This window comes from Vreelandella salicampi (genome assembly GCF_013415105.1).
Taxonomy (GTDB): domain Bacteria; phylum Pseudomonadota; class Gammaproteobacteria; order Pseudomonadales; family Halomonadaceae; genus Vreelandella; species Vreelandella salicampi.
In genome coordinates this window covers 24,079-50,546 of sequence record NZ_JACCDF010000020.1, presented here as the reverse complement: position 1 = coordinate 50,546, position 26,468 = coordinate 24,079, and the positions used below count along the sequence as shown (strand labels likewise).

The 26,468-nt window shown below is 54.6% G+C and carries 27 protein-coding genes and 1 rRNA gene; 17 read left to right on the top strand and 11 right to left on the bottom strand.

Features of this window, described 5'->3' with window-relative positions; all coding sequences use genetic code 11:
• Positions 1 to 89, top strand: a 5S ribosomal RNA gene (rrf, locus tag HZS81_RS17045); the annotation flags it as partial.
• Between the two features lie 154 nt (positions 90 to 243).
• The gene (gene rlmM, locus HZS81_RS17040; protein ID WP_338401876.1) at positions 244 to 1,311 is read left to right on the top strand and encodes a 23S rRNA (cytidine(2498)-2'-O)-methyltransferase RlmM; all 1,068 of its coding nucleotides are present in this window, start codon (positions 244 to 246) and stop codon (positions 1,309 to 1,311) included.
• Between the two features lie 27 nt (positions 1,312 to 1,338).
• Here rlmM and HZS81_RS17035 read toward each other — a convergent pair whose 3' ends face one another.
• Positions 1,339 to 1,626, bottom strand: coding sequence for an antibiotic biosynthesis monooxygenase family protein (locus tag HZS81_RS17035; RefSeq protein WP_179931716.1), 288 nt, complete (start codon positions 1,624 to 1,626; stop codon positions 1,339 to 1,341).
• 42 nt (positions 1,627 to 1,668) lie between these two features.
• On the opposite strand from HZS81_RS17035, the gene tusA reads away from it, so the two are divergent.
• The gene (tusA, locus tag HZS81_RS17030) at positions 1,669 to 1,908 is read left to right on the top strand and encodes a sulfurtransferase TusA (protein ID WP_422141822.1); all 240 of its coding nucleotides are present in this window, start codon (positions 1,669 to 1,671) and stop codon (positions 1,906 to 1,908) included.
• 63 nt (positions 1,909 to 1,971) lie between these two features.
• Here the strand turns inward: tusA and HZS81_RS17025 are convergent, their stop codons facing one another.
• The 3 genes from HZS81_RS17025 to HZS81_RS17015 all read right to left on the bottom strand — a co-directional run bounded on the left by HZS81_RS17025 (position 1,972) and on the right by HZS81_RS17015 (position 5,240).
• A complete protein-coding gene (locus HZS81_RS17025) occupies positions 1,972 to 2,670 on the bottom strand; it encodes a hypothetical protein (RefSeq protein ID WP_179931714.1) in 699 nt (232 codons plus the stop codon).
• A 122-nt stretch (positions 2,671 to 2,792) separates the two neighbouring features.
• On the bottom strand, positions 2,793 to 3,821 hold the full coding sequence (locus HZS81_RS17020; protein ID WP_241697546.1) for a DUF3080 family protein: 1,029 nt from the start codon (positions 3,819 to 3,821) through the stop codon (positions 2,793 to 2,795).
• A 6-nt stretch (positions 3,822 to 3,827) separates the two neighbouring features.
• Complete coding sequence (locus HZS81_RS17015; protein WP_179931713.1) at positions 3,828 to 5,240, bottom strand: MATE family efflux transporter; 1,413 nt, start codon at positions 5,238 to 5,240, stop codon at positions 3,828 to 3,830.
• Between the two features lie 193 nt (positions 5,241 to 5,433).
• Between HZS81_RS17015 and HZS81_RS17010 the strand changes: the two genes are divergently transcribed.
• Positions 5,434 to 5,991, top strand: coding sequence for an elongation factor P hydroxylase (locus tag HZS81_RS17010; protein WP_179931712.1), 558 nt, complete (start codon positions 5,434 to 5,436; stop codon positions 5,989 to 5,991).
• Positions 5,992 to 6,080: 89 nt separating this feature from the next.
• Entirely contained in the window at positions 6,081 to 7,310 is a 1,230-nt protein-coding gene (locus HZS81_RS17005; RefSeq protein ID WP_179931711.1) for a permease, read from the top strand.
• A 22-nt stretch (positions 7,311 to 7,332) separates the two neighbouring features.
• On the opposite strand, the gene HZS81_RS17000 is transcribed toward HZS81_RS17005, so the two are convergent.
• Positions 7,333 to 7,812, bottom strand: a complete 480-nt coding sequence (locus tag HZS81_RS17000; protein WP_179931710.1) for a hypothetical protein — start codon at positions 7,810 to 7,812, stop codon at positions 7,333 to 7,335.
• A gap of 79 nt (positions 7,813 to 7,891) precedes the next feature.
• A complete protein-coding gene (locus tag HZS81_RS16995; RefSeq protein WP_338401875.1) occupies positions 7,892 to 8,737 on the bottom strand; it encodes a TatD family hydrolase in 846 nt (281 codons plus the stop codon).
• A 150-nt stretch (positions 8,738 to 8,887) separates the two neighbouring features.
• Here HZS81_RS16995 and HZS81_RS16990 point away from each other — a divergent pair, with 150 nt between their 5' ends.
• Complete coding sequence (locus tag HZS81_RS16990; RefSeq protein WP_179931708.1) at positions 8,888 to 10,819, top strand: ATP-binding cassette domain-containing protein; 1,932 nt, start codon at positions 8,888 to 8,890, stop codon at positions 10,817 to 10,819.
• 59 nt (positions 10,820 to 10,878) lie between these two features.
• On the opposite strand, the gene HZS81_RS16985 is transcribed toward HZS81_RS16990, so the two are convergent.
• The gene (locus HZS81_RS16985; RefSeq protein WP_179931707.1) at positions 10,879 to 11,331 is read right to left on the bottom strand and encodes a universal stress protein; all 453 of its coding nucleotides are present in this window, start codon (positions 11,329 to 11,331) and stop codon (positions 10,879 to 10,881) included.
• A gap of 176 nt (positions 11,332 to 11,507) precedes the next feature.
• On the opposite strand from HZS81_RS16985, the gene HZS81_RS16980 reads away from it, so the two are divergent.
• Positions 11,508 to 12,062: a preprotein translocase subunit YajC gene (locus HZS81_RS16980; protein ID WP_179931706.1), complete on the top strand. Its 555-nt coding sequence runs from the start codon at positions 11,508 to 11,510 to the stop codon at positions 12,060 to 12,062.
• On the opposite strand, the gene slyA is transcribed toward HZS81_RS16980, so the two are convergent.
• Positions 12,051 to 12,506, bottom strand: coding sequence for a transcriptional regulator SlyA (slyA, locus tag HZS81_RS16975; protein WP_179931705.1), 456 nt, complete (start codon positions 12,504 to 12,506; stop codon positions 12,051 to 12,053). The genes HZS81_RS16980 and slyA overlap by 12 nt on opposite strands.
• A 109-nt stretch (positions 12,507 to 12,615) precedes the next feature.
• Entirely contained in the window at positions 12,616 to 13,755 is a 1,140-nt protein-coding gene (locus tag HZS81_RS16970) for a DUF5924 family protein (protein ID WP_179931704.1), read from the bottom strand.
• 209 nt (positions 13,756 to 13,964) lie between these two features.
• Between HZS81_RS16970 and fadB the strand changes: the two genes are divergently transcribed.
• Entirely contained in the window at positions 13,965 to 16,127 is a 2,163-nt protein-coding gene (gene fadB, locus HZS81_RS16965) for a fatty acid oxidation complex subunit alpha FadB (RefSeq protein ID WP_179931703.1), read from the top strand.
• A gap of 24 nt (positions 16,128 to 16,151) precedes the next feature.
• A complete protein-coding gene (gene fadA, locus HZS81_RS16960; protein ID WP_179931702.1) occupies positions 16,152 to 17,330 on the top strand; it encodes an acetyl-CoA C-acyltransferase FadA in 1,179 nt (392 codons plus the stop codon).
• A gap of 69 nt (positions 17,331 to 17,399) precedes the next feature.
• On the opposite strand, the gene HZS81_RS16955 is transcribed toward fadA, so the two are convergent.
• Positions 17,400 to 18,488, bottom strand: coding sequence for a histone deacetylase family protein (locus HZS81_RS16955; RefSeq protein ID WP_179931701.1), 1,089 nt, complete (start codon positions 18,486 to 18,488; stop codon positions 17,400 to 17,402).
• Between the two features lie 120 nt (positions 18,489 to 18,608).
• Positions 18,609 to 19,070: a flavodoxin family protein gene (locus tag HZS81_RS16950; RefSeq protein WP_179931700.1), complete on the bottom strand. Its 462-nt coding sequence runs from the start codon at positions 19,068 to 19,070 to the stop codon at positions 18,609 to 18,611.
• Between the two features lie 107 nt (positions 19,071 to 19,177).
• Here HZS81_RS16950 and HZS81_RS16945 point away from each other — a divergent pair, with 107 nt between their 5' ends.
• The 8 genes from HZS81_RS16945 to sufT all read left to right on the top strand — a co-directional run bounded on the left by HZS81_RS16945 (position 19,178) and on the right by sufT (position 26,460).
• Positions 19,178 to 19,654 carry a YbhB/YbcL family Raf kinase inhibitor-like protein gene (locus HZS81_RS16945; protein WP_179931699.1) on the top strand — a complete coding sequence of 159 codons (477 nt, stop codon included), beginning with the start codon at positions 19,178 to 19,180 and terminating at the stop codon, positions 19,652 to 19,654.
• Between the two features lie 96 nt (positions 19,655 to 19,750).
• Positions 19,751 to 20,092 (top strand): zinc ribbon domain-containing protein YjdM, encoded by a 342-nt coding sequence (locus HZS81_RS16940; RefSeq protein WP_179931698.1) that lies wholly within the window; start codon positions 19,751 to 19,753, stop codon positions 20,090 to 20,092.
• 313 nt (positions 20,093 to 20,405) lie between these two features.
• Positions 20,406 to 20,870, top strand: a complete 465-nt coding sequence (locus HZS81_RS16935) for an SUF system Fe-S cluster assembly regulator (protein WP_179931697.1) — start codon at positions 20,406 to 20,408, stop codon at positions 20,868 to 20,870.
• A 93-nt stretch (positions 20,871 to 20,963) separates the two neighbouring features.
• Entirely contained in the window at positions 20,964 to 22,406 is a 1,443-nt protein-coding gene (gene sufB, locus HZS81_RS16930; protein WP_179931696.1) for a Fe-S cluster assembly protein SufB, read from the top strand.
• Between the two features lie 76 nt (positions 22,407 to 22,482).
• The gene (gene sufC, locus HZS81_RS16925) at positions 22,483 to 23,232 is read left to right on the top strand and encodes a Fe-S cluster assembly ATPase SufC (protein ID WP_179931695.1); all 750 of its coding nucleotides are present in this window, start codon (positions 22,483 to 22,485) and stop codon (positions 23,230 to 23,232) included.
• The gene (gene sufD / locus HZS81_RS16920) at positions 23,229 to 24,572 is read left to right on the top strand and encodes a Fe-S cluster assembly protein SufD (RefSeq protein ID WP_179931694.1); all 1,344 of its coding nucleotides are present in this window, start codon (positions 23,229 to 23,231) and stop codon (positions 24,570 to 24,572) included. Before sufC ends, sufD begins: the two co-directional genes overlap by 4 nt.
• Positions 24,573 to 24,601: 29 nt before the next feature.
• Positions 24,602 to 25,870, top strand: coding sequence for a cysteine desulfurase (locus HZS81_RS16915; protein WP_179931693.1), 1,269 nt, complete (start codon positions 24,602 to 24,604; stop codon positions 25,868 to 25,870).
• A 20-nt stretch (positions 25,871 to 25,890) separates the two neighbouring features.
• A complete protein-coding gene (sufT, locus tag HZS81_RS16910) occupies positions 25,891 to 26,460 on the top strand; it encodes a putative Fe-S cluster assembly protein SufT (RefSeq protein WP_179931692.1) in 570 nt (189 codons plus the stop codon).
• Positions 26,461 to 26,468 lie beyond the last annotated feature (8 nt).

The following is a 26,468-nucleotide window of genomic DNA, read 5'->3' as shown; positions in this document are numbered from 1 at the left end:
CCTGATCCCTTGCCGAACTCAGTAGTGAAACCGCTCAGCGCCGATGGTAGTGTGGGGTCTCCCCATGCGAGAGTAGGTCATCGTCAGGCACTTATCCGAAAAATCCCCCCGGGCTTATGCCTGGGGGGATTTTTTATGTGCGCCATCATAACGCTTGAGCATGATATGATGCCGCGTGAAAGTTACCGTGTGTTCTATGCGCGTTTGTTTATCAAGTGGCAAGTTAATCAAAAGGGGAGATCAGTGGCTCACGCGGTTCCATCAACATGGCTGGTGTATTGTCGACCTGGCTTTGAAAAAGCTGTTTTAGCCGAGCTGCAATACCATGCGGGTGTACATGGGGTTCTGTGTGTCGAGGAAAGTGGCGATGGGTGGGCAAGTCTAACGAGGAAGAACGAAGAGCCAATCAACACCTTACACCGTTTAGCTGCGTTTGATTTACTGATTTTTGCGCGACAAAGCTTAGTGGCAGTGCCGGAGTTAACGTTGAGTCGTGAGGATCGGTTAAGCCCTATTGTCGATCAGCTGCTAGAAGCTGGGTGGAGTTTTGATGCCATTTGGCATGAAACCCCTGATACCAACGATGGCAAAGCGCTCTCTCGCTTACTTAAGGCATTATCGCGCCCGCTTGAAAGCACATTGAAAAAGCGAGGCGCATTGCGTCGAAAAGCCGGAGGTCGGCGACTGCACGTATTCTGGAAAAGTGGTACTTGCGTGCAGCTGGGTATGTCGTTTCCGGGGAATCGCAGCGAACTGCCAGGGGGAATACGTCGCCTGCGGTCACCTTCACGTGCCCCAAGCCGCTCAACGCTTAAGCTCGAAGAGGCTTGGCATGAGTTTATTCCCAAGCAAGAGTGGGAACAGAGGCTTTCACCTCACATGACAGCAGCTGATTTAGGCGCAGCACCCGGCGGATGGACGTGGCAGCTCGTGCAAAAAGGCATGTATGTATATGCCATCGACAATGGACCCATAAATGCTGACCTGATGGCAAGCGGTCAAGTGGACCATCTAAAAGAAGACGGTTTTACGTGGGAGCCACCACAACGTTTGGATTGGTTGGTATGTGATATCGTCGACAAACCTATGCGTGTACTGGCGATGGTTGAGCGCTGGTTGGTTCGGCGGTGGTGTAAAGAAGCGGTTTTTAACTTGAAGTTACCCATGAAGAAGCGCTGGGAAGAAGTCACCAAGTGCCTTTCTCATCTCGAGTCGTCGCTGCATCAAGCAGGGGTGAAAAGCCGGATAAGATGCCGTCACCTTTACCACGACCGCGAAGAGGTGACGGTGCATGTCCGGCTGGAAAGCTAAGCATAGCCTTTCTAAAAATAGCTTTTGTTAATAACTGCCTTCGTAAACACGGATGGTTTCTTCTTCTGTGAGAAGTGGCAAAATACGTTGCATAGCAACAGCGCGATCTTCGCTGGAGTGCCACTCTTTCCAAGCACGTAAGTCGCGCCATTTGGTGATCATAAGGCGCCTGTCAGGATGCCCCATTTCGACTAAGGTTTCGCCCCCGACGAAGCCGCGAGCACCTAATGAAGCGCGCATTGCTTCGCGTGCGGCTTGCTCAAATTCTTCTTCCAGGCCAGGCATAATTCGCCGTTCAATGATAATTTTGATCATACCTTTTTGCTTCCTAAACCGAGGGTCTAAATGGCTGAGAACATGGAAACTTTACCTGACTACGACGCATTATTGGATACCAGCGGTCTCTATTGCCCCGAACCTATCATGATGATGCACAACAAAGTGCGTGATATGGCGCCGGGACAAGTGCTGCAGGTGGTCGCGACTGACCCTGCTACTACGCGAGATGTGCCTAAGTTTTGCCAATTTTTGGAGCACGAACTCATTGCCCAAGAAACGTCAGGTGAAACGTACCGCTATTTTATCCGCCTCGCCTGACTTCTCTAACCGTATGCTTTGATCGGCAGCCTACAAGGAGCATCTTGCTTGGCTGCCGTAGTGTTACGGCGCTGAAGGAACGGCAATGAGGGCTAAAGCTTCAAGCGTTGCGGGATCTTCTTCCAGAATGCGATTGGCGATATGGCGTTGGAAGAAATAAAGCTTAGGATGCCGCGAACGAGCACTGTAAAGGCAGGTATCACCTAGCAAAATGGGCGTCATTGTCGCTTTGTTTTCATCGGCAAGCAGCGCATCAACGTTACCATCGCTGTAGAGGTTCCAGCCATAAACCGGCTTCATCTGCCAAGGAGCCTTGTTGGTATCCATGCAGAGAGCGTGAGTCCCGAGCATATCGGGAATTTGCTGAATCAGCGTTACTTCTTGTGAAGCTTCATAGTCAAAGTAATCAGCAGCACTGGTAAGCTCATGCCATTTATGCTCAGGCGGCTCGGTAAAAATCTCTTCGGTTTCGGGGTCACGATAACCAACAAAGCAGCCGTTTTCATGGCTATCAAGGCGGTGGCATGGTGTCAGTGTCTCCATCCAGGGGATGAGCCCCACGACTTGCCCATCTTCGCGTAATCCCCAAGCCAATACCGGCATGCCGTAATAATTTTCTGGATCGGTGTCGAGCTGATACACCATTTCTAGCCCATCTAGCTCAGGGGCTAAGCGGGTCAAGCCCTTTTGCGCCTGTTGGCGCCGACGAACGGTTTCCAGGTCGATGACCTGGGCAGAACGGGGTGACAGTGATGCGCCCATGATGTCCCTCCTGGTGCTGCGTGGTCTCGACATTGGCAAAGCAGGCCTAGCAAGCTTTCCGCATAACTCACCAATAGCACAGCTTGAGGCGAAGGTTAAGGCCTAGGCGCAATTTTCCCTTATTAATCCGATGCTGATGCTTGGCACGCAGGAAATTCACGGCGTGCCGCTGTATGTGTTGTTAGCGCACGTTGGAAGTTTTTCCAGGGGGCATCCGGTGCTTCAAGCGATATCCAAGCACGGTAATAGCGCTGCCACTTGGCAGGGGGCGCCACGGGATGGCTGTCAATAAGCGTAGCGATCACGCTAAGCCAGGTGAAAGCGGTCTGTGCGAGTTGATCCAGGTAAGTCTGCCCCCAAGCGGGTAAACAGCGGCTTTGATCAGCGGACTGCAGTAGCGCGTTAGCTTCGTCCAAACGTTGTGTCGCCAGCATCAATGAGCGGAGCAGCTCGGCGGTTAAGGGGCGTTCTTGTAGCGTTTTAAGATGGTTCTCTAGTTGGCTGGAATCCTGTTCCCACTCTCGATCAAACTGGTGGAGTGTCATGTCGCGTAGATAGTGGAGAGCATCGAGACCTGACTTTATATCGCTTGTCTCTGGCGAAAGGTTTAGCTCGGTGGCGGAAAGCGGTTGGCTAGCACGTGAAAAGTTCTTTTCCCACTCACTTGAGTCAAAAATCGCGTTCCAACTAACGTAAGGCAGTTGCTTAGTTTTGGTCAGCGTAATCTCACGCAAGCGCTCGAGGTTTTCGGCGCTAAGTTCATTTGGCGCGTCGGTATTCCAGCAGTGACTGATGCGCTGCCACAGCTCGCGCTCATACAGCCACTGTTGGCTAGGCGGGGCAACGCGGCCGAGCTGGTTATTGCGGGCGGCAACCAGCGAGGTAATGTCGCACTCACGTAGCGCATAGACATTGAGCAAGCTTGCGCGGGTTTCGCTAATGTCAAAAAGCATCGATTGCCGTTCAGGAAACGCACCGATATTAGGCGGAGGCGAGCGATCAATATCGGCTGCGTTCAGTGAACCGCTAAGCTGCTGATGGTAGTCCTGCCAAAAACTTTCTGCCCCGCTGCCCTGACCGCAGCCCGTTAAGCTAAATAGCAACAAGCTGCTGATCATCCAGAGGAGGCAAGGACGTACCATGTGGCGCATAGTGGGCTACCTTTGGCGGCTAATACGGTGTAATCGCCAGCCCAATAGTAGGGCAGCAGTGCTCAAGCCAGCAATGAGTCCGATCCAGTAGCCATGAACCCCTAGTGCGCCAGAAAAAGCACCCCAGGTGCCAAGCCAGTGCCCGCCGCCGAGCCCGACAAACCAGTAAGAAAGCACGGTAATCACCATGACAATACGCGTGTCTTTATAGCCTCGCAGGGCCCCGGCAAGGTTGGCTTGCAGCGAGTCAGACACTTGATAGAAAACGGCCAATGCCAGCAATGATGCCGCAAGTGTTTGTACCTCAGAGTCAGTGGTATAAAGCGAAATAACGAACTCACCGGTCAACCATAACAGGGCGCTGTTGATCAAAGCGGTTACAAGGCTCACTGCAATGCCATTCCAGGCGACTAAGCGTGCATGCTGCCGGCGTTGTTGACCGAGGGTATTGCCCACACGCACGGTCAACGCCATGCTCAATGACATCGGTAGCATAAACAAAATCGTGGTATAGCTCAGGGCGACCTGATGGGCGGCCACCGTGATTTCACCGAAGCTGGCAATAAAGAGCGCGATCAGTGTAAACAGCGTGACTTCGACGAATATAGCGACGCCGATAGGAATGCCGACAATCGTCAGCTCTTTGATGCCCGCCCACTGCGGTGGTGTCAGCCGCTCCCAAAGCGACACCGCGCCGTAAACGTGCTTTCGGCGCGTGTAAAGCATCATGGCGAGCGCCATCGTCCACATCGAGATCGCGGTGGCAATGCCGCAGCCTAGAGCGCCCAACGCAGGTAGTTGTTGCACGCTTTGCGGTAGCCAAACGCCGAAAAGATCGACCAAGCCGTCGCCGCCGTAAATTAGCAGGTAATTCGCGGGGATATTAACGCTCAAGCCAATCAGGCTGATCCAAAGCACGGGGCGAGTATGATTCATGCCATCCGAAAACGCGCGCAGTGCCTGAAATAACGCAATTCCCGGCATACCAAACGCTACTGCGGCGAGGTAGGCAGCGGATGTTTGCGCGACATCCGCTGGCACATCCATAGCGTTAAAAATCGGAATGACGATCAGCCACAACAATGCGGCAGAAACGACACCGAGCAACAGGGCCACCCACAGCGCCTGGTGCACGGCAGGTCGAATAGCATCATGGCGTTGCCCGCCAAGTAGATGCGCCACAATCGGCGTTAGCCCCATTAGAGTGCCGGTCATAAACAGCATCAGCGGCATCCATAGGCTTGACCCCACCGACACAGCGGCGAGCGCGGTGGGGCTCTGGCGTCCGGTCATCATGACATCGACGACGCTCATACCCGCCTGAGCTAATTGCGCGCCACAGATAGGGAGTGCTAAACGCACAAGTGAACGCGTTTCAGGCCAATACAGTGTGGTGAATCTTTTGGCGGCACTACCCAACGTTGCGCTCCTTAAGAGTGATTTTTGCTGACTAATGAGACTATGGTAGCAGGAGTTGCTGTTGCTCGCGCTAACCACCGAGCGCACGATTTATCCTTACCCTAGCTTGCGATTATACTGCGGTCTTTTTTACGAGCGTTGGCTTTATCCCCGCGCTTTGGCCAACGTTTGCGATCTGAGAAAGGAGGGTTACATGGAAGGTGAATCGCGCTGGACCCTTGCCGACATTACCGCGCTTTTTGATGGACTTTTTGCCCAGCGTTACCAAACACGTTTGGTCCGCGGCGGTGATGAGCCGCTTTATACACCCGCTGATGCCACAACGCCTTATCACCAGGTGATATTTGCGCGCGGGTTTTACGCCAGCGCCCTGCACGAAATAAGCCACTGGTGCATCGCCGGTGCCAAGCGTCGCCAGTGGGAAGATTATGGCTACTGGTATTTGCCTGATGGACGCAATGCTGAGCAGCAAGCCGCTTTTGAAAGCGCTGAAATTGCGCCTCAGGCACTAGAGTATCTATTTACCCAAGCCTGTGGGCGTCGCTTTCATATCAGCGTCGACAATCTAGGCGGTGGCGTGCCTGTGGATCGTGACGCCTTCCAGGCGCGAGTCATGGACCGTGCGCAGCGCTACGAACGCGAAGGCTTGCCAAAGCGCGCAGCTGCTTTTTGCCATGCGTTGGAAGCTTATTATCAGCAAGGGCTTTCGTGTGAGGTCGCCATCGCTCAAGGCATTGCGAGATTGCAGTAAAGGCGACTATGTTGAAACGGTCGCATGAACCTGAATTCATCAAATAAGCGTAGCTTGAAGCCAATAATTCTGACTAAAGGACGATTTCGATGGATGATTTTTTTACATCATGGAGCGAAGCGGCCATGACCAGTATCGGTTTCTTTTGGATGGCGCTATGGGCTTTTGTGCTTGGTTACATCATTAGTAGCCTCATTCAGGTGTTAGTGACCAAAGAGCGCATGCAGAAGGTGATGGGCAAAGACGGCCCGCGCAGCGTTGCATTGGGCACCTTTTTTGGCTTTCTTTCGAGTTCCTGCAGCTTTGCTGCGTTAGCGACTACGCGTAGCATTTTCCAGAAAGGAGCTGGGCTCGCGCCGACAATGGCCTTTATGTTGGCCTCAACCAACTTGGTGATTGAGCTAGGCATCGTCATTGCCGTGTTCCTCGGCTGGCAGTTCGTGGTGGGGGAATATGTGGGAGGAATTATGCTGATCTTGGTGACCTGGATACTCATCAGGATTACGCGCCCACGTCGACTTGAAGCCCAGGCTCGCAGAAACGTTGGCGAGCCTGATGGCGGGGGGCAGCAGGTAGGCAAAGACTGGAAAGAAAAAATCACTAGTCTTCAAGGCTGGAAGGAGATTGGTCAGACCTACGTCATGGAATGGCAGATGGTTTGGAAGGATGTACTCATCGGCTTTACCGTGGCCGGGATAATTTCGGCCTTCGTTCCGGATGCTTTCTTTCAGACGTTGTTCATTGGCTCAGGTGGCGAAAATAATGCCAACCCTGGATTTCTGTCTGTACTGGCGCAAACGATTGTTGGCCCAGTTGCCGCTTTTTTCACCTTTATCGGGTCAATGGGAAATATTCCGCTGGCAGCGGTGCTGTTTGGCCAGGGCGTCACTTTCGCCGGCGTGATGGCGTTTATCTTTTCTGATCTGATCGTACTACCCGTTCTACGCATTAATGCCACTTACTATGGTTGGCGTATGGCTCTCTATCTGCTGGGGCTGATGTTCGTGGGCATCGTGTCGGTTTCACTGATTTTGCACTACACACTGGCTTTTATGGGGCTATTGCCAGACTTCGCCAGCGTGACAGCGCCAGGAGATCGGGAGTTCTTTAAGGTTAATTATCAGCTTTTCCTTAACATCGGTTTTTTGATCTTGACGGGCGTTATGTTCTGGTTCTGGAAGCTCTCTCAACAGGGACACCATGGTCATGAACATCATCACGACCACGGTGGTGCATCCCTGACGGATAAGGTACTAAAAGTCCTGGTTGTGATCGCCGTCGTTTGGCTGTTTGGCGGCCTCACGTTGTCATTGCTGTAAAAAAAGAAATGCTTTTGTGCGCTTAACCGTCTTCTGTCAGACGCTGATGCATTGACAGCATGACCTCAAGTTCATGCTCGGGGCGCATCGGCTCTAAGCCTAACTCGCTGAAGGTTTCCCGCCGCTGGCGATGCCACTCGCTAGCGGTAATCGAAGGGTAGAGCACCGAGGCCGGGGCTAGCTCCACGAAAGGGTCTAGTCCATAGGTGTCAAATAGCCGCGCCAGCGCTGCTTCGTCATCGCCGTTGTCGCTGGTATAGAGCGTGGCGGAGAAGTGGTCGTTCTCAAGCTCGCGAATCACTTCAAGAGGACTGACCCCCAAGCTCTCAAGCTCTTCAATACTGTAGGCACCCATGGCATTGGTATCTTCTTTGATCCAGCTATCGTCCGGCTGAATTAATGTTTGCTTCACTCGTCCATCGGGCATCGACCAGGCAATGGCTAGCGGTAGGCCCTCTTCGTCGCCTGTTTCTATGGCAATAAAGCCCGGTATCTCGCTCATGCTAACTCCTGTTTTTTCTATTCTGTCAGTGCCTGTTTCTGTAAGCACCCTGTTCTGGCACTATTTTGATCGAAAAATATTATGCTGGTAGTCGAAAGAATGCCTGCGCTGTTTGGGTAGTACGCTGGCCTAGCTCCGTTTCGCTAATGCCGTACCAGTGGGCAATCTCGCGTGCAATCCATGGCAACAGTGCCGGTTCATGACGGCGGCCTTTCAGCTTCGCCGGTAGATTACGCGGCAGCAAATACGGGCAATCGGTTTCAATCATCAAACGGTTCAGCGGAATATCGCCGACTAGAGGGCGTAAATGGTGCCCGCGCCTTTCGTCACAAATCCAGCCCGTCAAACCAATATGTAAGTCTAGGTCGAGATAGCCATAAAGTGTCTCTTTGTCCGCAGTGAAACAGTGAATCACCGCATCCGCTAAATCATCGCGCCAGCTTTTAAGCATTTCGCGCATGCGCGGGCCTGCATCACGCTCGTGGAGAAATAGCGGCAATCCGTTTTCAGCAGCTAGGGCGAGTTGCGCTTCGAAAGCGCGCTCTTGATCAGTCGGTGTGGAAAAGTTGCGGTTGAAATCGAGCCCACACTCGCCCACTGCCACCATCTTAGGGTGAGCGTAAAGCGCGGCCATTTCGCGACCGAGTGCTGGCCTCCAGCGACTTGCATCGTGGGGATGAACGCCCGCTGTGGCAAAAAAACCAGAGTACTGTTCGGCAAGCGCGGCGGCTTGTTTGGCGTGCTCAAGGTCTGTGCCGGTCAAAATCAGCGTGCTGACGTTCGCGGCGCGTGCGCGCTCGACGACCGCGGGGAGATCACGCTGAAAACTTTCATGCGTGAGATTAGCGCCAATATCCACTAATGGCTCAGGCGCATGAAATTGAAGCGCTTCTGGAAGAAAGTCGTCAAAGGCAGAATGTGCCACAAAAAAGCTCCTTACGTTGAACGGTAAAGAAATTAGCGGATAGTCTAACGCGCTTAACGCCCAGCGACGATAATAACGGTGACGAGAGAGCAAACACCTACGCGCTTGCATGCGTTACACTGTGCGCCTTAAATCTGAGGAGGACGCTGCGTGACCCTGCTACGACTAGAACAGCTTCAACTGGCCTACGGCACCCATGTTTTACTCGACCACGCCGATTTAACGGTGGAAAAGGGCGAGCGGTTGGCGCTGGTCGGGCGTAATGGCACGGGTAAATCCACGCTTCTCAAGCTAGTAGACGGGGAGATTCTGCCCGACGATGGCATGATTTGGCGCGCACCCGGGCTTAAAATCGGCGTGCTGGCGCAGGAACTCCCAGCATCTTCAGGGCTCACGATATTTGAGGTTGTGGCGCAAGGCCTGCCCGAAGCCGGCGAGCTATTATCCGAATATCACCATTTGATCAACGCTGATGACCCGGATATGCAGCGGATGGCCACCCTGCAAACCCGCCTGGAAGCGATTGATGGCTGGTCCTTCCACCAGCAGATCGACGTGGTTCTCACCCGTTTGGGTTTACCTCCAGAAGCCGATATGAGTGCCCTTTCAGGTGGCTGGCGTCGCCGCGTGGCATTAGCGCGTGCGTTAGTGGCCCAACCAGATTTACTCCTACTCGATGAGCCGACTAACCATCTGGATTTGGACACCATCGCTTGGCTGGAAGAGCAGCTTTTGGCGTTTAATGGCGCGGTACTGCTGATCACCCACGATCGTGCATTCCTCTCTAAGCTTGCCACCAACATTCTTGAGCTTGATCGCGGCAAGCTAGGTCGCTACCCCGGAAACTATCAGGACTACCAGGCCCGAAAGCAGCACGAGTTAGAAATTGAAGCACGCGAGCACGCTGAGTTTGATAAGAAGCTGGCGCAGGAAGAAACCTGGATTCGCCAAGGCATCAAAGCGCGCCGAACCCGCAACGAGGGGCGAGTGAGAGCACTGGAGCAAATGCGCACAGAGCGTAGCCAGCGCCGCGAGCGCCAAGGTACGGCGAATCTCAGTGTGGATAGCGGCGAGCGTACCGGCAAGCGCGTGGTGGAGCTGAAGAACGTCACCCAGCGCTACGGCGATGAGGTAGTGCTTGCCAACGTCAATCTCGAGGTGCAGCGCGGGGATCGCATTGGCTTCTTAGGCCGTAACGGGGCGGGTAAAACCACGCTCTTGAAGATTATGCTCGGCGAGCTTACACCGTCTGAGGGCGATGTGCGTCTCGGCACCAACCTCAAAGTCGCCTATTTTGACCAGCTGCGGGCCGGCTTGGAGTTAAATAAAACGGTGTATGACAACGTCGCGCAGGGTAGCGACCGCGTCACGGTGGGTGGTAAAGACCGCCACGTCATGAGCTACCTGCAAGACTTTCTGTTTACCCCAGACCGGGTGCGCCAGCCGGTGAAAGCGCTCTCGGGCGGGGAATCCAACCGCTTGCTGCTGGCGAAGCTCTTTACGCAGCCCGCTAACGTGCTCGTGCTTGATGAGCCGACCAACGATCTCGACATGGAGACGCTGGAGCTCTTGGAAGAGCTGCTGCTTGATTTTGACGGCACACTGCTACTGGTGTCTCACGACCGGACCTTTATGGACAACGTCGTGACCAGCGTGTTGGCCTTTGAAGGCGAAGGGCGCGTTCAGGAGTACGTCGGCGGCTACACAGACTGGATGCGCCAGGGGGGCAAACTGCCGCCCGCGCCTTGGGATGCTGACAGGAGCCAGCCGACAACGGAGTCCATTGAAGCGACTCGCCCTGCGCCAGAGGCTTCTGCGCCTGCAGCAAAAACGCCGCCGAAAAAGGCCGTCAAGCTTTCCTACAAGCTGCAGCGTGAGCTTGATACGCTGCCAGCTGAGATTGAGCGGCTGGAAAAGGACATCGAAACATGGGAGGCTAAAATCGGCGATCCTGGCTTTTACCAACAAGAAGCGAGCGTTGTTACCGCAGCGCTTGAAGCATTAGGTGAGTCGCAAAAAGCATTGGAAGCGGCCATGGAGCGCTGGATGGAACTGGAGGCGATGGCCGAAGGCGACGCGTAAACACAGCATAAACATAAAAGGCGCCTGCTGGCGCCTTTTAAATGAATATTAAATCTCACTTATTCGTCGCTTTTTTCGCCTTTTTTACCCACACGCACGGCGAGTACGTCACACTCTGCGCCATGTAGCACGCCGGTGGAGGTGGAGCCAAGCAGTAAGGCAAAACCGTGGCGACCGTGTGAGCCGACAACGATGAGATCGACATCGTTTTCTTCAGCAAAACGGTGAATTTCGGTGTCGGGCATACCCACCACAACGTGTTGATCTTCTGCTGATATATGCGGGCTCGCGATTTCGGCTAAGCGCTTTTTTGCATGGTCGTCGAGTTGATCTTGGATGCTGGTGAGGTCCATGGGGATATCACCACCGTAAGCGAAGCCAAGCGGTTCCAGCGTGTGCATGATCGAAATTTTGGCGTCTTCGTTACGAGCAGAAATGCTTACTGCACGTTCCAACACCTTGTGGGAATCTTTGGTCAAATCGACGGCGACAAGAATATGGTGGTAGCTCATAAGGTACTCCTTCGGCGAGAGGCAGAAGCTCGCAGGAAGCTCTGCTGCGGATACTCAACTCCCCATACTGTAGGATGACTCCCGTTGTTTAACAACGATATAGATCAACATTTAGCTTTGCCGATGATGATTACGCCGGTGATACCGGCAACGCTTTAGTATAAGGAATCGACAGGATGGAATGGCTACTGATTGTATTCGTCTTGATGCTAGTGGGGGCGCCTATCATGTGGCTTCAGCCCAGCCCAAGGCAAAAGCGCCAGATGCAGCTAAGAAAGCGTGCCCGCGAACACGGCGTTGAGGTCAAAATCGAACCACCGCCGCTTCACTACTTTAAAGGGACGATGCCGTCGTACCGTTGGCGCTACCCGTTGGATGAACCCGGCCCGGATTTTTTATTGGTCCGAGAAGAAGAAGCGAGTGAAGAACTAGAGCCTTATCATTCAGGATGGCGTTGGCGGATCGCACCGCTTCGCCCATTGCCTCGTGAGGCGAACACCCGACTAAAAGCGCTACTGGAACGCTTGCCTCAAGATGCCCTGGTGCTGCAGTCAAAGGAAACTGCGCTGACTCTGTGGTGGTGGGAATCACAAACCGGCGAACGGTTTGTGACGTATGTTGAGGATTTTCAGCAACTACGTGATGAGCTCCGCGGGCGTGCCGATCGCTCTCGCACTCAGCCGCTAACGCCGCCTGCCTCTTCCAAGGATGATGGCTTCTCAGGGGGATAGTGGCGTTTCTTGATCCTGCGCTTGGATAGCGAGTCCGTTCTCTTCAATGCGCGCAAGCCAGCGATTAAGCTGATCAATATCTTCCTCGCTTAAGCCCGCGAGCATTTCCTGTCGGGCCTCGGTAGCCATGCGGTCTATTTTTTCCAGTAGCGGCATGGCCGCATCGGTCAGGTAGATCCGTTTGGTGCGGCGATCATTTTCGCAGGCGTGGCGTTCAATCAACCCCTGAGACTCTAGCTGACTCAGCGTGCGGACCAGTGATGGCGCTTCAACGCCGATGGCACGGGCTAGCTCGCATTGGGGCTGGCCATCACCCATGCGCCATAAGTGATAAAGCGTCACCCAGCGTGTTTGGGTGAGGCCGAGTGGCGCTAAGCGGCGATCCAAAATAGAGCGCCAGAGGTGGGGGAGGCGAGCGATACGAAAACCGAGAGTGGTAGCCATAAGGAAAAACGACCCGAATAAATGAATGGGCGAATTTTCAACAGCTCAGCGGTTGAATGCAAGGCGATTTAATCACGGTGGGCTTACTTCACTCTCAACCCATTCTCCCTTAATCGTCACTTGGTTTTGATTGGCCAGGAATAAAACGCTGCAAGTCCAGCTTTCTTAGACCACTGGCGCGTATTTGGCTATCCACCCGTGTGGCTTCTCCTTCATCCTCGGAGACCGTAAATCGAACTAACCCTAAGCGTTGCCCGCCTGCCGTCATGATATCGACTCGCCACTGGCCTGCTGGGTCTTCGGGGAATTGCATCTTATGGCTCCAGGCGCGATATCCCTCCTCGCGCCCGCCGTCAATATCGAGATCGATAGTGTCGAGTCGCTCGCCGTTTTGGTGCCAATCGTGCGTAATGGTTTCGCTCAAGCCACGTGGCGCGCGAATCGCGGTATACACATAAAGGCCGCGTGATTTAAGTGCATCGGGGGTTAGTACCATCGTCCCTTCGGGGTCACGCTGCTCCACATTAAGCGCGGGGGAAAGTGCGCTCCCGGTCATCCAGAGCGTTGCCGGAGGCACCCATATTCGCCCCAGCCATCCTGCGCTCGCCAGCAAGAGAGCTAAACAGCCAAACACCATCCAGCCGCGCCAGGTACGTTGTTTGAGTAAATGTAAAAAGCTGGGAAGGCCGGTTAACACCATCACGCCGAGGGCGAGCAGCAAACTCTGTGCCGTGGTGAGTTTCAGCATGATCGGAAGCGTGACAATGGTGACTAAGAAGACGCAGTGGGCGTGAAAAACAAAATAGGCGCTGCGCCATTTTTCGGCGACTTTGTAATACAGCGGGTCGGTGATAGAGAGAATGGCCATCGCTACGACCATAAGGGCGAAAAGCGCTTGGCCGCTATTCCATACCGTGGTGGCGAGAATGAACGGAAGAGTGAAAAAGAGTGTCTCTTGGTGAACCATTTGGGCGATAAACGTGGTGACACCGCGTGGAAACGTTGGGTAGCCGTGCTGGACTAGCCAGCGACTTATCACGCCCTCAGTAAGCAAGAGTACCCAGGCAAATAGCAGCCCTAAGGCTAAGGCAGCGCCTAGCCACTGCTGGCGGTCGACCAGAAACAAACTGCCAAGCCCCGCAGCAAAGGCCACCGGTGGCCAGAGCCACGTCCAGGGCCTAACGCGCGCGACAAGGCGTTCGATATTTTGTTGTAGCTGAGTAACGCGAGCAGTAGAGAGCTTAAGCATGGTGAGCCATCATTAAAAAACACCCGTTATGTTATCAGTCGCGCGATGGAATCTCTTCGCCCAAAGTCAGGGCTTGACGCCGCCTGATATCTCAACCAAGCTAACGCAATCAAACGGCCGTATGAATATACGGTGTCAGCGAAATCGTTCTATTTCGGCGGCGCTTAACGAGCGCTTCCGGAAAAGAGCCCTTCTGTGGAGAGACGCGGATGATTTATCAAGGTAATGCCATCACGGTGGCGCGTGGCGATGACGACATCGCGACCCTAACTTTCGACCTGAAAGACGAGTCGGTCAATAAACTTTCCAGCGCTGTAGTGTCCGAGCTAGAAGAGGCAGTAAACGCCCTGCAATCCGAGAGTGGCTTAAAAGGTTTGATTCTCACCAGTGCCAAAGAGGCGTTTATCGTTGGCGCTGACATTACAGAATTCCAGAGCATGTTCGGCAAGGGTGACGATTTTGTCTCCGATATGCTCAAGCGCGTTCATTCCATTTTCAACGCCATTGAAGACTTGGCGTTTCCCACGGTGACGGCGATTAATGGCTTAGCGCTTGGCGGTGGCTGCGAAGTGCTGTTGACCACCGATTTTCGTGTGATGGGCGAAAAAGCCAAGATCGGCCTGCCGGAAACCAAGCTCGGTATTATCCCCGGCTGGGGCGGCTGTGTACGCCTACCACGCCTGATCGGCGCCGATAACGCGATTGAGTGGATCTCCGGCGGTACCGAAAACAAGGCTGACGCGGCGCTAAAAATGGGTGCGGTGGATGCGGTGGTACCCAATAGCGAGCTCGACGCCGCCGCTCGCGATATTCTCGAGCGTGCCAATACCGGTGAGCTGGATTATCAGGCGCGCCGGGATGAAAAGAAAGGGCCGCTGAAACTCAACGCCATCGAGCAAATGATGGCGTTTGAGACCGCCAAAGGCTACGTGAAAGGTGTCGCCGGGCCGCACTACCCTGCGCCGGTGGAAGCCATCAAGGTCATCCAAAAAGGCGCCGGCGAGAGCCGCGAGCGTGCCCAGCAAATTGAAGCGGCAGCTTTCGCTAAAATGGCGATGACGGATGTCGCGTACAATTTGGTCGGTCTGTTTATGAACGATCAGGTGGTGAAGAAAAAAGCGGGCAAATACGAGAAACAATCCCAGCCGGTTAAGCAGACGGCGGTACTTGGTGCCGGCATTATGGGTGGCGGCATCGCCTACCAAAGCGCCTCCAAGGGCACGCCGATTTTGATGAAAGATATCAAGGATGAGGCGATTGAGCTGGGCCTGAAAGAAGCCCGCAAGCTCTTTGCCAAGCAGGTTGAGCGTAAGAAGTTAACCACCGAGCAGATGGCGGAAAAGCTCACCAATATCCGCCCGACGCTCTCCTACGGCGATTTCGGCAATGTCGATCTGGTGGTCGAAGCGGTTGTCGAAAACCCGAAAGTCAAAGACGCTGTTTTGACCGAAGTCGAGGGGGTGGTGAGCGAAGACACGATTCTGACTTCCAACACCTCAACGATTTCGATTAACCGCCTGGCGCAAAACTTAAAACGCCCGGAAAATTTCTGTGGCATGCACTTTTTCAACCCGGTGCACCGTATGCCACTGGTGGAAGTCATTCGCGGTGAAAAAACCGGCGATGCGGCCGTCGCGGCCACGGTGGCCTATACCCGCGCCATGGGCAAAACGCCGATTGTGGTTAATGACTGCCCGGGCTTTCTGGTCAACCGCGTACTGTTCCCTTACTTCGGTGGCTTTAGCTTCTTGATGGAGCATGGGGCTGACTTTCAGCACGTGGATAAGGTCATGGAGAAGTTCGGCTGGCCGATGGGCCCAGCCTACCTGTTGGATGTGGTCGGACTGGACACCGCCGTTCACGCTAACGAGGTGATGGCCGAGGGGTTCCCCGACCGGATGGCGCGAGAGGGCAAAACCGCGATCCAAGTGATGTTTGACAATGACCGTTTAGGCCAGAAGAACGACAAAGGCTTCTACGCCTACGAAGAAGACAAAAAGGGCAAGCCCAAAAAGGTCAGCGACGACAAAGCCTATGCGTTGGTGAAAGAGGTTGTTAACGAACAGAAAGAATTCTCTGACGACGACATTATTGCCCGCATGATGGTGCCATTGTGCTTGGAAACCGTGCGCTGCCTAGAAGATGGCATCGTTGACTCCCCCGCTGAGGCGGATATGGCGCTGATTTACGGCATCGGTTTCCCCCCGTTCCGCGGTGGCGCGTTGCGCTATATCGATGCGATGGGCGTGGCCGAGTTCGTTGAGCTGGCTGAAGGGCTCGCCAAGGAGCTGGGGCCGCTCTACGCGCCGACCGATAAGCTGCGTCAAATGGCGCAAAACAACGAACGTTTTTACGCTGCCAACGCCCAGTAAGCCACCGCGCTAAGGAGACAAAAGATGAGCTTGAACCCAAGAGATATCGTGGTGGTCGATGCAACACGTACCGCCATGGCCAAAGCCAAAAATGGTGCTTTCCGCCACGTGCGTGCTGAGAATCTATCGGCGGCAGTGATGCAGTCGCTGTTTGATCGCAATCCGAATTTAGATCCAACCGAAGTGGATGATGTGATCTGGGGCTGCGTTAACCAGACGCTAGAACAGTCCATGAACATCGCGCGTAACGCCGCGATTATGACCGGCATACCTCGCACTGTGCCCGCGCAGACGGTTAACCGTCTATGCGGTTCATCGATGACGGCACTTCACATTGCATCTGCCAATATCAAGGCGGGAATGGGAGATTTCTACGTCATCGGCGGTGTTGAGCACATGGAACATGTGCCGATGGCACACGGCGTCGACGTCAACCCGGCGGCGAGCAAGCACGCGGCCAAAGCGGCCATGATGATGGGCTTAACCGCCGAACTGCTGGGCAAGATGCACGGCGTCTCGCGTGAAGAGCAGGATAAGTTTGGGGTGCGTTCGCACCAGCGCGCGCAAGCTGCGATGGAGAAAGGCTACTTCGATAACGAAATCGTTGGCGTGGAAGGCCATGATCAGCGCGGCTTTAAAGTCTTGGTGAAAAACGACGAAGTGATTCGTCCTGAGGCGAGCTTGGAGTCGATGGCAAGCCTAAAGCCCGTGTTTGACCCTCGCGCTGGCACCGTAACGGCGGGTACGTCATCGGCGCTTTCTGTTGGCGCCTCGGCGATGGCGGTGATGAGCTATGAGCGCGCTCAAGCGTTAGGGCTTGAGCCAATTGCCAAAGTACTCTCCACCGGTGTGGCAGGCTGCGATGCTTCCATCATGGGTTACGGTCCAGTGCCGGCATCCAAAAAAGCCCTGAAAGCGGCCGGCCTGACAGCGGACGATATTCAAACCGTCGAACTCAACGAAGCCTTTGCCGCTCAAGGGATCCCTGTACTGAAGGACCTGGGTTTTCTTGATGCCATGGACGAAAAGGTCAACTTGCACGGCGGCGCCATTGCACTTGGCCACCCGCTTGGTTGTTCCGGTTCGCGCATTTGCACGACGCTGCTTAACGTCATGCGTGAGCGCGACACCACCTTAGGGCTTGCCACCATGTGTATCGGCATGGGCCAAGGTGTAGCGACGGTGTTTGAACGGCTTAAGTAATCAGCTCTTGAGCTAGGTAGTGAGGCAGTAAAACGGCACCTTACGGGGTGCCGTTTTTTTGCCCGCCGCTTATTCGGCTTGAAACGCGTTGCGGTGAAACTTCGCCGCCGCGTCGACTTCGGCAATGCCGCAGGTATCCGGCACCGGGACGCTATTGCCGGCCAGTACCGAGAGCACGGCGTGGGTGCCGTTGGCGAGCGATTCCAAGTTGTAGCCACCTTCCAATACAAATACGAGTCGGCCTTCGCAATGTTGTTCGGCCAGTTGTTGTAAAAAGCCCGTCATTGCGCCAAACCCTTCATAGGAAACATTGAGGGCTAAATCATGCCAGTGCGGGTCAAACCCTGCTGAGACAAGAATGATATCGGGCTTAAACCACGCGGTAGCCGGGGCCAAAATGTCACGGAAGGCTTTGAGGAAAGCTTCATCGCCTGCGCCAGCAGGGAGTGGCACATTGACGGTGGTGCCTTCGGCTAAGCCGGCGCCAACTTCTTCAAGATGGCCCGAGCCTGGGTAGAAGGGGGCCGCACGATGGATATCGAAAAACATCACATCGGGTTCTGCCCAAAAGATATCTTGCGTGCCATTGCCGTGGTGGGCGTCCCAATCCACGATAAGCACGCGTTCGCAGCCAAGCGCGCTGCGCGCATGCGCCGCGGCGACGGCCACATTGTTAAATAAGCAAAAACCTCGTGCGCGCACCGGCTCTGCATGGTGGCCCGGTGGGCGAATTAGCGCAAAAGCACTCTGTGTGCGTTTTTCCATGACCGCTTCGACGGCGGCAATAGCCGTGCCCGCAGCGACTTCAGCGGCTTCGATGCTGCCCGGCGAGACTGCCGTCGTGTCGACATCCAACCAGGCGTTTTTGCCTCTCAAGCTAAAGATATCGCTTAAATAAGACGTTGTGTGCACGCGGGCTAGCTGTTCATGCGTGGCTGCCTTACCGCCTTCGATGCAGAGCCCTTCGATGGGGAGCGTCTCAAGTATCTGTTGAATGGCTATCAGCCGCCCGGGGTGTTCGGGATACTTCCACGGAAGGGGGAGACCGGAAAGTAGCTGCCGAATGCGCTTGTCGATACGGTCGGGTAAAAAATCGGCCTCGATGTTGGGTTCGTGAGCGAGGACACGATCATCATAAAAAGCGATGACGTTGTGCATAATGATTACCTGAAGTACATGCGTTAGATCACGCTAATAGCGCCCCGCGATAAGAGAAGCGACCGCCATTAGCGCAACAGGCACGGAATGCGTCTTTACAGTAAGGCAGGCTTAGCTGAGTTATACAATGCCGCTTTCCAGACTTACCGCTAAATACATCGAGAGCTCTTCTACCTGATTTTCAAAGTCATCCTGCCACTCGCCGCGCAAAATAAGCGGCGGTTGAACAAAGCGCCAACGCAGCCCCGTCACAATGCTTTCGATAGCACGCTGGGTGCCGGTGCCGTCATGGCCCGCGCGGATATAAAGCGCGAACGGTAGACCCTGTTTCTCCTCCAGCACCGGGTAGTAACTGCGGTCAAATACGTCCTTTACTAAACCGGCCATATAGCCCAAGTTTTCGGTCGTCCCCAACAAAAGGGCGTCGCAGGCGAGGATGTCTTCCGGCGTGGTCTCAAGTGGGGCTTTAACCATGCAGCGCACATTATCAATCTCGTTGTTTTGGGCTCCTTTTGCCGCTGCATCACGTAGGCGCTCGGTATTGAGCGAAGGAGCGTGGGCAATCACTAATAATGTTTTCATCAAAGCCTCCGCTAGTGATCCTGGGTGCTTACCATGTTGACACAGCGGCGCGTTTCTACAACGCTAAAATCTTTGATGTAGCAAGTTAAACGACCAAGGAGGTTCCTATGGCATTTGCTCTTTCCAATATGCAAGTCACCAGTGACGCATTTGGTCATCATCGGGATATTCCCACCCAGTATACCGGTGAGGGGGAGGATGTTTCTCCTGCGCTTGCGTGGCAGGGCGCACCCGAAGGCACACAGGGATTTGCCGTGGTCTGCCACGACCCCGATGCCCCCCTGGTACAAGACGGTACCTACGGTTTTGTGCATTGGGTGCTCTACAACCTACCGGGGACGCTAAGCGAGCTGCAAGAGAATACCCAAGAGGGCGTTACGGGCAAAAATGATTTTGGCAACGTGGGCTATGGTGGGCCTATGCCACCCGATGGCCACGGTAAGCACCACTATTACTTTTGGGTGCTGGCACTTGACCGGCAAACCTCACTGCCCGAAGGGCTGAGCCTTCCTGAGCTGTTAAAAGAGATTGAGCCGAATCTGCTCGGCATGAACCGCCTGATCGGCACTTTTAAACGCGACTAACGTGCGCGCGTGACGCTCAAGGCCTGTGTCTCTGGAGCCTTAACCCCAATCCGTGTAGGCTCTGCGCTTTATTTCAGCTTGGCGCGGAGCCTATTTATGTCTGCTTTACCCCATTGCCCTACCTGTTCTTCCGAGTTCACCTACGACGACGGCCTACAATTTGTCTGCCCGGAGTGCGGCCACGAGTGGTCCAAAGAGGCGGCAGATAATAGCGCGGAAGAGAGCGAGAGTGTACGCGATGCCAACGGCAACCCGCTTGCCGATGGCGACAGCGTGACGGTGATTAAAGACCTTAAGGTCAAAGGCAGCTCACTAGTGGTGAAAGTGGGGACTAAAGTAAAAAGTATCCGCTTGGTCGACGGCGATCACGATATCGATTGCAAAATCGATGGGGTAGGCGCGATGAAATTGAAATCTGATTTTGTCAAAAAAGCGTGATACGGCACACATCACTTGCTAGCTAACCCCGCGGTTGGCGTGTTTTGCGGTTTCCTCCACCCGCCTTATTACGGATAAGGCGGGTTTTTTAATAGCGGTCAGTTCTCTGGGTAGAAAGGTGAGCCATAGTTATTACAAATGATAATGATTGTTGTTTTTGATGGTAAAAGCGTCGATCGTGCTGTGAAAATGCAGGATAATTGTTGAGTATTTTACTCAGGGTCTTCACATCAAATTTATACAGGACTAAAATGGTACTCAATTAAACGTTCAGCTATTAAGTGGCTGAGACTGGCTGAAAGAGGGAGATGACATGCTCAAGCTTTCGCGGTTAACCGATTACGCGGCAGTGGTGATGGCACAAATTGCTCGGCACCCAGAGGCGCCGCATGCGGCCGCGGAGCTTGCCGAAGCGGTGCAGCTTCCTCATCCCACGGTGAGTAAGACGCTCAAAATGTTAGTGAAGGCAGGACTTTTAGTGTCACAGCGAGGCGCCCAGGGCGGGTACCGTTTAGCGCGTCCGGCATATCAAATTACCGCCGCCGACATTATTGCCGCCATCGAAGGCCCTGTGGCGATGACCGAGTGCAGCCAAGCCGAGGGCGACTGCGAGTTAGTTGATACCTGTGGTGTGGCCGATAACTGGCAGCGTGTATCGCTTGCGATGCGCACCTTACTTGAGAGCGTGACGCTTTCGCATCTGGCGGATGCCACGCCAATCAAACTCCCCGTACAGCTACCGATTCAAAGCGTGAGCGTATCGGCGGTTTCCGCCTAGGGCGAATGCCACCTTTATCGGTTTTATACGGATTGATTTTTTATTGATTACGGCGAGCTGACCTCGCCACCCAACTGCCCGGAGGGTATGACCATGGCAACTGAAGAAATGGAACAGTTGGTTCGTCGCGAATATAAAGAAGGCTTTGTCACCGATATCGAAAGTGACACGCTGCCGCCCGGCTTGGATGAAAACACCATCGCCTTTATTTCTCAGAAGAAGGGCGAGCCTGAATGGATGCTGGAGTGGCGCCTGGACGCGTATCGCCAGTGGCTCAAGATGAAAGAGCCCTCCTGGGCGCATTTGAACTACCCACCCATTGATTACCAGTCGATCTCGTATTTCAGCGCACCCAAACGCCCGGAAGATCGCCCGCAGAGCCTCGATGAAGTTGACCCCAAACTGTTGGAAACCTACGAGAAATTAGGCATTCCACTGCATGAGCGCGCGGCACTGGCCGGGGTTGCCGTCGATGCCGTGTTCGACTCGGTGTCCGTTGCCACCACGTTTAAAGAAACGCTTTCCGAGGCTGGCGTTATCTTCTGTTCGATTTCTGAAGCCGTGCGCGATTACCCTGAGCTGATTAAAGAGTACCTGGGCACCGTTGTGCCCAAAAACGATAACTACTTCGCCGCGCTAAACTCCGCCGTGTTTACCGATGGCTCGTTTGTTTTCGTGCCCAAAGGCGTGAAGTGTCCGATGGAGCTTTCCACCTATTTCCGTATCAATGCGGCCAATACCGGGCAGTTTGAGCGCACGCTGATTGTGTGCGAAAGCGGCGCCGAAGTGTCTTATCTGGAAGGTTGTACCGCGCCAATGCGCGATGAGAACCAGCTCCACGCAGCGGTTGTTGAGATAGTGGCGCTAGACGATGCCTACATCAAGTACTCCACCGTGCAGAACTGGTACCCGGGCGATGAAGACGGTAAGGGTGGCATCTACAACTTCGTGACCAAGCGCGGCGACTGCCGTGGCGACCGTTCGCGCATCAGCTGGACGCAGGTCGAAACCGGTTCGGCGATTACCTGGAAATATCCCTCCTGCATGCTGCGCGGCAAAGATAGTATCGGTGAGTTTTACTCTGTGGCGGTGACCAACGGTCGCCAACAAGCGGATACCGGCACCAAGATGATCCATATTGGTGAGGGCACACGCTCTTACATCGTCGCCAAAGGCATTTCCGCTGGCAAGAGCGACCAATCCTACCGCGGCCTCGTCAAAATCGGCCCGCGGGCAAAAGGAGCGCGCAACTTTACCCAGTGCGACTCGCTCTTGATTGGCGATACGTGCGGTGCACATACCTTCCCGTATCAAGAGATTAATAACAGCACCGCCACCGTGGAGCACGAAGCTACCACCTCAAAAATTGGCGAAGATCAGCTGTTTTATTGCCAGAGCCGCGGTATTACCGAGGAAGACGCGGTGAGCATGATCGTTAACGGCTTCTGTAAAGATGTCTTCCAGGAGCTGCCGATGGAGTTTGCCGTCGAGGCAGAAGCGCTCTTAAACGTCACGCTCGAAGGCGCGGTGGGTTAAGCCGGCCGTTACCAGATAAACGCGCGCCGCGCTAAGCGACGCGCTACTAAATACGTATTTTTGAAAGGGTTTTACCATGCTTGAAGTTAAAGATTTGCACGTCACCGTTGAAGGGAATGAGATTCTCAAAGGCCTGTCCCTAAGCATCAAGGCAGGGGAAGTGCATGCCCTCATGGGGCCCAATGGCGCCGGCAAGTCGACCCTCTCCGCTGTGATTGCGGGCAAAGACGGCTACGAAGTGACGCAAGGCTCGATTACGTTTGAAGGCAAAGACGTTCTCGAAATGGAAATAGAAGAGCGTGCTCAGGCCGGGCTACTACTCGGGTTCCAGTATCCGGTGGAAATTCCCGGGGTAAAAAATATTTACCTATTGAAAGCCGCGCTTAATGCGCAGCGCGTGGCACGCGGTGAAAGCGAAATTCCGGCACCGGAATTTATGAAGTTAATCAAAGAGCAGCTTAACTTCATGAAAATGGACCCCAGCTTCCTGCAGCGCGCGGTGAACGAAGGTTTCTCCGGTGGTGAGAAAAAGCGTAACGAGATCCTGCAAATGCTGGTGCTACAGCCGAAGCTTGCCATGCTTGACGAGATTGACTCCGGTCTCGACATCGACGCGATGAAAGTCGTTGCCGATGGCGTCAACAGCCTGCGCGATCAAGAGCGTGCCATTTTGCTGGTGACGCACTATCAGCGCCTACTCGATTACATCGTGCCGGATAAAGTGCACGTGTTGGTCGATGGCCGCATTGTCAAAAGCGGCGACGCGGAATTGGCCAAAGAACTGGAAGCGAACGGGTACGAAGGTATCGAGGAGTCCGCAGCATGAGTGAGGTATTAACCTTTTTGGAAACGCTGAAAGCGCGCAGCCAACAGCGGGCAGAGGAGCCGACCTGGATCGCTGCACGTCGCCAGGCGGGCGCTGCGCGTTTTGAGGCAATGGGCTTCCCCACGCGCCGCGATGAAGAGTGGAAATATACCGATGTGCGTGCCATCTCGCAGACCCATTTCGCCCTTACCGAAAACGCTGAGTTTTCTCAGGCAGGGGCAGCGGCGCTTACTCTTCCCATTGATGCCTATCGGCTGACGTTTGTGGATGGTGTTTTCTCCGCAGCGCTGTCGGATCTCGACGGCCTGCCGCAAGGGCTGCAAATTCTACCGCTGTCGCAAGCGCTAACCGAAAACCACGAAGCCGTGGGTGGCCCGCTGGGACGCTTGACCGGCGTTGAGTTTTCGCCGTTTGCCGCGCTCAACACCGCCTTTATGGAAGAGGGCGCAGTCGTGCGCCTTGCGCCGGGCACCGTGGTGGAAAAACCTATTGTGCTACAGTTTCTGTCGCGGGCTAACGCCGAGCCGGTCATGTGTCACCCACGGGTATTGGTCGAAGCCGCAGGTCGCAGCGAAGCCACATTGATTGAGCATTACACCGGTGAGGCTGACGCGCAAAACTTCACTAACGTGGTGGGTGAGTACATGCTCGACCGCGGCGCGATTTTTAACCACTACAAGCTGCAGGAAGCGCCGCTGGGCGACTACCACGTGGCGAGCATGCACGTGGAACAAAACCGCGATAGCCGCTATAGATCTTACAACCTGAACCTGGGCGGGGCGCTGGTACGCAACGATTTGATCAGCGATCTAAACGGGAAGGGGGCTGAAGCGAACTTCCTCGGCCTGTTCTTTGGTCAAGGGCGCCAGCACGTGGATAACCACACCAAGGTGAACCACAATGCGCCGCTGACCTTCTCCAACGAGAACTACAAGGGCATCTTGGGTGACCGTGCCCACGGCGTCTTCAACGGCAAGGTATTTGTTAAGCGTGATAGCCAGAAGATTGAAGGCTTTCAAAGCAACCAAAACCTGCTGCTTTCCGACCGTGCGCGTATCGATGCCAAGCCCGAGCTCGAGATTTATGCCGACGACGTGAAATGCTCCCACGGGACGACCACCGGTCAGCTTGATGAAGAGGCCGTGTATGCCATGCGCACCCGTGGCATCGATAAAGCCACGGCGCGAGCGCTGCTGACTCTCGCCTTTGCTGGCGAAGTCCTGGAAGAGGTTACGTTGGATGCGATATCCGAGCGGGTGGAGCTTGCCGTGGCCGGCAAACTGCCCGAGCGCTTCAATCTGACCGGGCTTGTTGAAACCGCTTCGGCGCTTAACGAGTGATCGCGCTGACCGATTTAAAGGAGTGATAAATGTCCCACACCGTTGATATCGCCCCTGCACCCAGCGCCGCTGAACCTGCGTTTGACCTCAATGCGCTGCGTGAGGATTTCCCGGTGCTGCGCCGTGAGGTTCATGGCAAGCCACTAGTGTATTTTGATAACGCCGCGACGAGCCAAACGCCCCGTCAGGTGATCGAGGTGTTTAACGACTACTACAGCCGTTATAACGCTAATATTCATCGCGGGCTGCATACGTTGGCCGACGAAGCCACGGCGGCGTTTGAAGGCACGCGCGAAACGGTGCGGGCATTTATTAACGCGGAAGATTCGCGCCAGATTATCTTTACTCGCGGTACGACCGAGGCGATCAACCTGGTCGTCAATAGCTGGGGGCGCACTAACTTGGGCCCGGGCGATGAAGTGTTGATTTCGATGTTGGAGCATCACTCCAATATCGTCCCTTGGCAGCTGCTCGCGCGTGAGCTTGGTTTTGCCATTAAAGTGATTCCCGTTGACGCTGACGGCGCCTTGGATATGATGGCCTATCGCACCTTGCTTAACGAACGCACCCAGCTCGTTGCGGTTAACCATGTGTCGAATGCGTTGGGCACCATCAACCCGGTCGCCGAAATAGCGACGTTGGCGCATGAGGTGGGGGCCAAAATTTTGGTTGATGGCGCCCAGGCGGCGCCGCACCAAACCGTCGATGTGCAGGCAATCGATGCGGATTTTTACGCCTTCTCGGGCCATAAAGTGTACGGCCCTACGGGTGTGGGCGTGCTTTATGGCAAGCGCGAGCTGCTTGAGGCGATGCCGCCTTGGCAGGGCGGGGGCGAAATGATTAGCACCGTCTCGTTTGAGGCGGGCACCACGTTTGCCGCGATTCCACATAAGTTTGAAGCGGGTACACCGGCCATTGCTGACGTCATTGCTCTGGGGCGTGCGCTTGATTGGGTTCAGGGCGTGGGCCTTGAGGCTATCGGTGATTGGGAACAAACGCTTCTCAGCTATGCGACACAGCAGGTGCGCGAGATTGACGGTCTGCGTATTTTGGGCACCGCACCGCATAAAGCCGGGGTGCTCTCCTTTGTGGTGGATGGCGCTCACTCGCAAGATATCGGGCTTCTTATCGACCAGTTGGGTGTGGCGATTCGCACCGGGCACCACTGCGCTCAGCCGCTTTTGCATCATTTTGGCGTAGACGCGACGTGCCGCGCTTCATTTGCCGCGTATAATACGGTGGAAGAAATCGATACCTTTGTCGCGTCGCTCAAGCGTGTCATCGATATGGTGCGCTAGAGGTAATAGCAAGGAGCGTTATGGATATTGAACAAATTGCTCAGTTAGAAAGGGGGCAAACGCTTCCGCTCCAGCGCGATGTGGAAGCGATTGCCATCCCTTTCGGAAAGAGCGAAACGCTGCCGGAAGATAGCGTGGTCAGCGTAATGCAGGCCAAGGGCAGTTCGGTGAGCGTGGGCTTTGAAGGGCGTCTTTACCTAGTTGAAGGCAGTAACCTTGATGCGCTTGGGTTAGAGTCGCTACCTCGCCCCACGCTACATGAAGATGCCACGGATGACGAGATTGAGCAGTTTGTCTGGGATCAGTTGCGAACCTGCTTCGACCCGGAAATCCCGGTCAACATCGTTGACTTGGGGTTGGTTTATGGCTGCCGTATTGAACGCTTGATTAGCGGCGAACGGATTGTCACTATTCGCATGACGTTAACCGCACCAGGCTGTGGTATGGGCGATGTGATTGCCGCCGATGCGCGCAATAAAATTTTGGGTGCGCCGCAGATTAGCAAGGTGCATACCGAGATCATCTTTAGCCCACCCTGGAGCCGCGACATGATGAGTGATGAGGCCAAGCTTGAACTGGGCATGTTCTAAATCTTATG

Bases quoted from the DNA above. Each gene is read 5' to 3' on its own strand.
- HZS81_RS17035 (WP_179931716.1), bottom strand. From the start codon at position 1,626: ATGATCAAAATTATCATTGAACGGCGAATTATGCCTGGCCTGGAAGAA.
- tusA (WP_422141822.1), top strand. From the start codon at position 1,669: ATGGAAACTTTACCTGACTACGACGCATTATTGGATACCAGCGGTCTC.
- HZS81_RS17025 (WP_179931714.1), bottom strand. From the start codon at position 2,670: ATGGGCGCATCACTGTCACCCCGTTCTGCCCAGGTCATCGACCTGGAA.
- HZS81_RS17020 (WP_241697546.1), bottom strand. From the start codon at position 3,821: ATGCGCCACATGGTACGTCCTTGCCTCCTCTGGATGATCAGCAGCTTG.
- HZS81_RS17010 (WP_179931712.1), top strand. From the start codon at position 5,434: ATGGAAGGTGAATCGCGCTGGACCCTTGCCGACATTACCGCGCTTTTT.
- HZS81_RS17005 (WP_179931711.1), top strand. From the start codon at position 6,081: ATGGATGATTTTTTTACATCATGGAGCGAAGCGGCCATGACCAGTATC.
- HZS81_RS17000 (WP_179931710.1), bottom strand. From the start codon at position 7,812: ATGAGCGAGATACCGGGCTTTATTGCCATAGAAACAGGCGACGAAGAG.
- HZS81_RS16985 (WP_179931707.1), bottom strand. From the start codon at position 11,331: ATGAGCTACCACCATATTCTTGTCGCCGTCGATTTGACCAAAGATTCC.
- HZS81_RS16980 (WP_179931706.1), top strand. From the start codon at position 11,508: ATGGAATGGCTACTGATTGTATTCGTCTTGATGCTAGTGGGGGCGCCT.
- slyA (WP_179931705.1), bottom strand. From the start codon at position 12,506: ATGGCTACCACTCTCGGTTTTCGTATCGCTCGCCTCCCCCACCTCTGG.
- HZS81_RS16970 (WP_179931704.1), bottom strand. From the start codon at position 13,755: ATGCTTAAGCTCTCTACTGCTCGCGTTACTCAGCTACAACAAAATATC.
- fadB (WP_179931703.1), top strand. From the start codon at position 13,965: ATGATTTATCAAGGTAATGCCATCACGGTGGCGCGTGGCGATGACGAC.
- fadA (WP_179931702.1), top strand. From the start codon at position 16,152: ATGAGCTTGAACCCAAGAGATATCGTGGTGGTCGATGCAACACGTACC.
- HZS81_RS16955 (WP_179931701.1), bottom strand. From the start codon at position 18,488: ATGCACAACGTCATCGCTTTTTATGATGATCGTGTCCTCGCTCACGAA.
- HZS81_RS16950 (WP_179931700.1), bottom strand. From the start codon at position 19,070: ATGAAAACATTATTAGTGATTGCCCACGCTCCTTCGCTCAATACCGAG.
- HZS81_RS16945 (WP_179931699.1), top strand. From the start codon at position 19,178: ATGGCATTTGCTCTTTCCAATATGCAAGTCACCAGTGACGCATTTGGT.
- HZS81_RS16940 (WP_179931698.1), top strand. From the start codon at position 19,751: ATGTCTGCTTTACCCCATTGCCCTACCTGTTCTTCCGAGTTCACCTAC.
- HZS81_RS16935 (WP_179931697.1), top strand. From the start codon at position 20,406: ATGCTCAAGCTTTCGCGGTTAACCGATTACGCGGCAGTGGTGATGGCA.
- sufB (WP_179931696.1), top strand. From the start codon at position 20,964: ATGGCAACTGAAGAAATGGAACAGTTGGTTCGTCGCGAATATAAAGAA.
- sufC (WP_179931695.1), top strand. From the start codon at position 22,483: ATGCTTGAAGTTAAAGATTTGCACGTCACCGTTGAAGGGAATGAGATT.
- sufD (WP_179931694.1), top strand. From the start codon at position 23,229: ATGAGTGAGGTATTAACCTTTTTGGAAACGCTGAAAGCGCGCAGCCAA.
- HZS81_RS16915 (WP_179931693.1), top strand. From the start codon at position 24,602: ATGTCCCACACCGTTGATATCGCCCCTGCACCCAGCGCCGCTGAACCT.
- sufT (WP_179931692.1), top strand. From the start codon at position 25,891: ATGGATATTGAACAAATTGCTCAGTTAGAAAGGGGGCAAACGCTTCCG.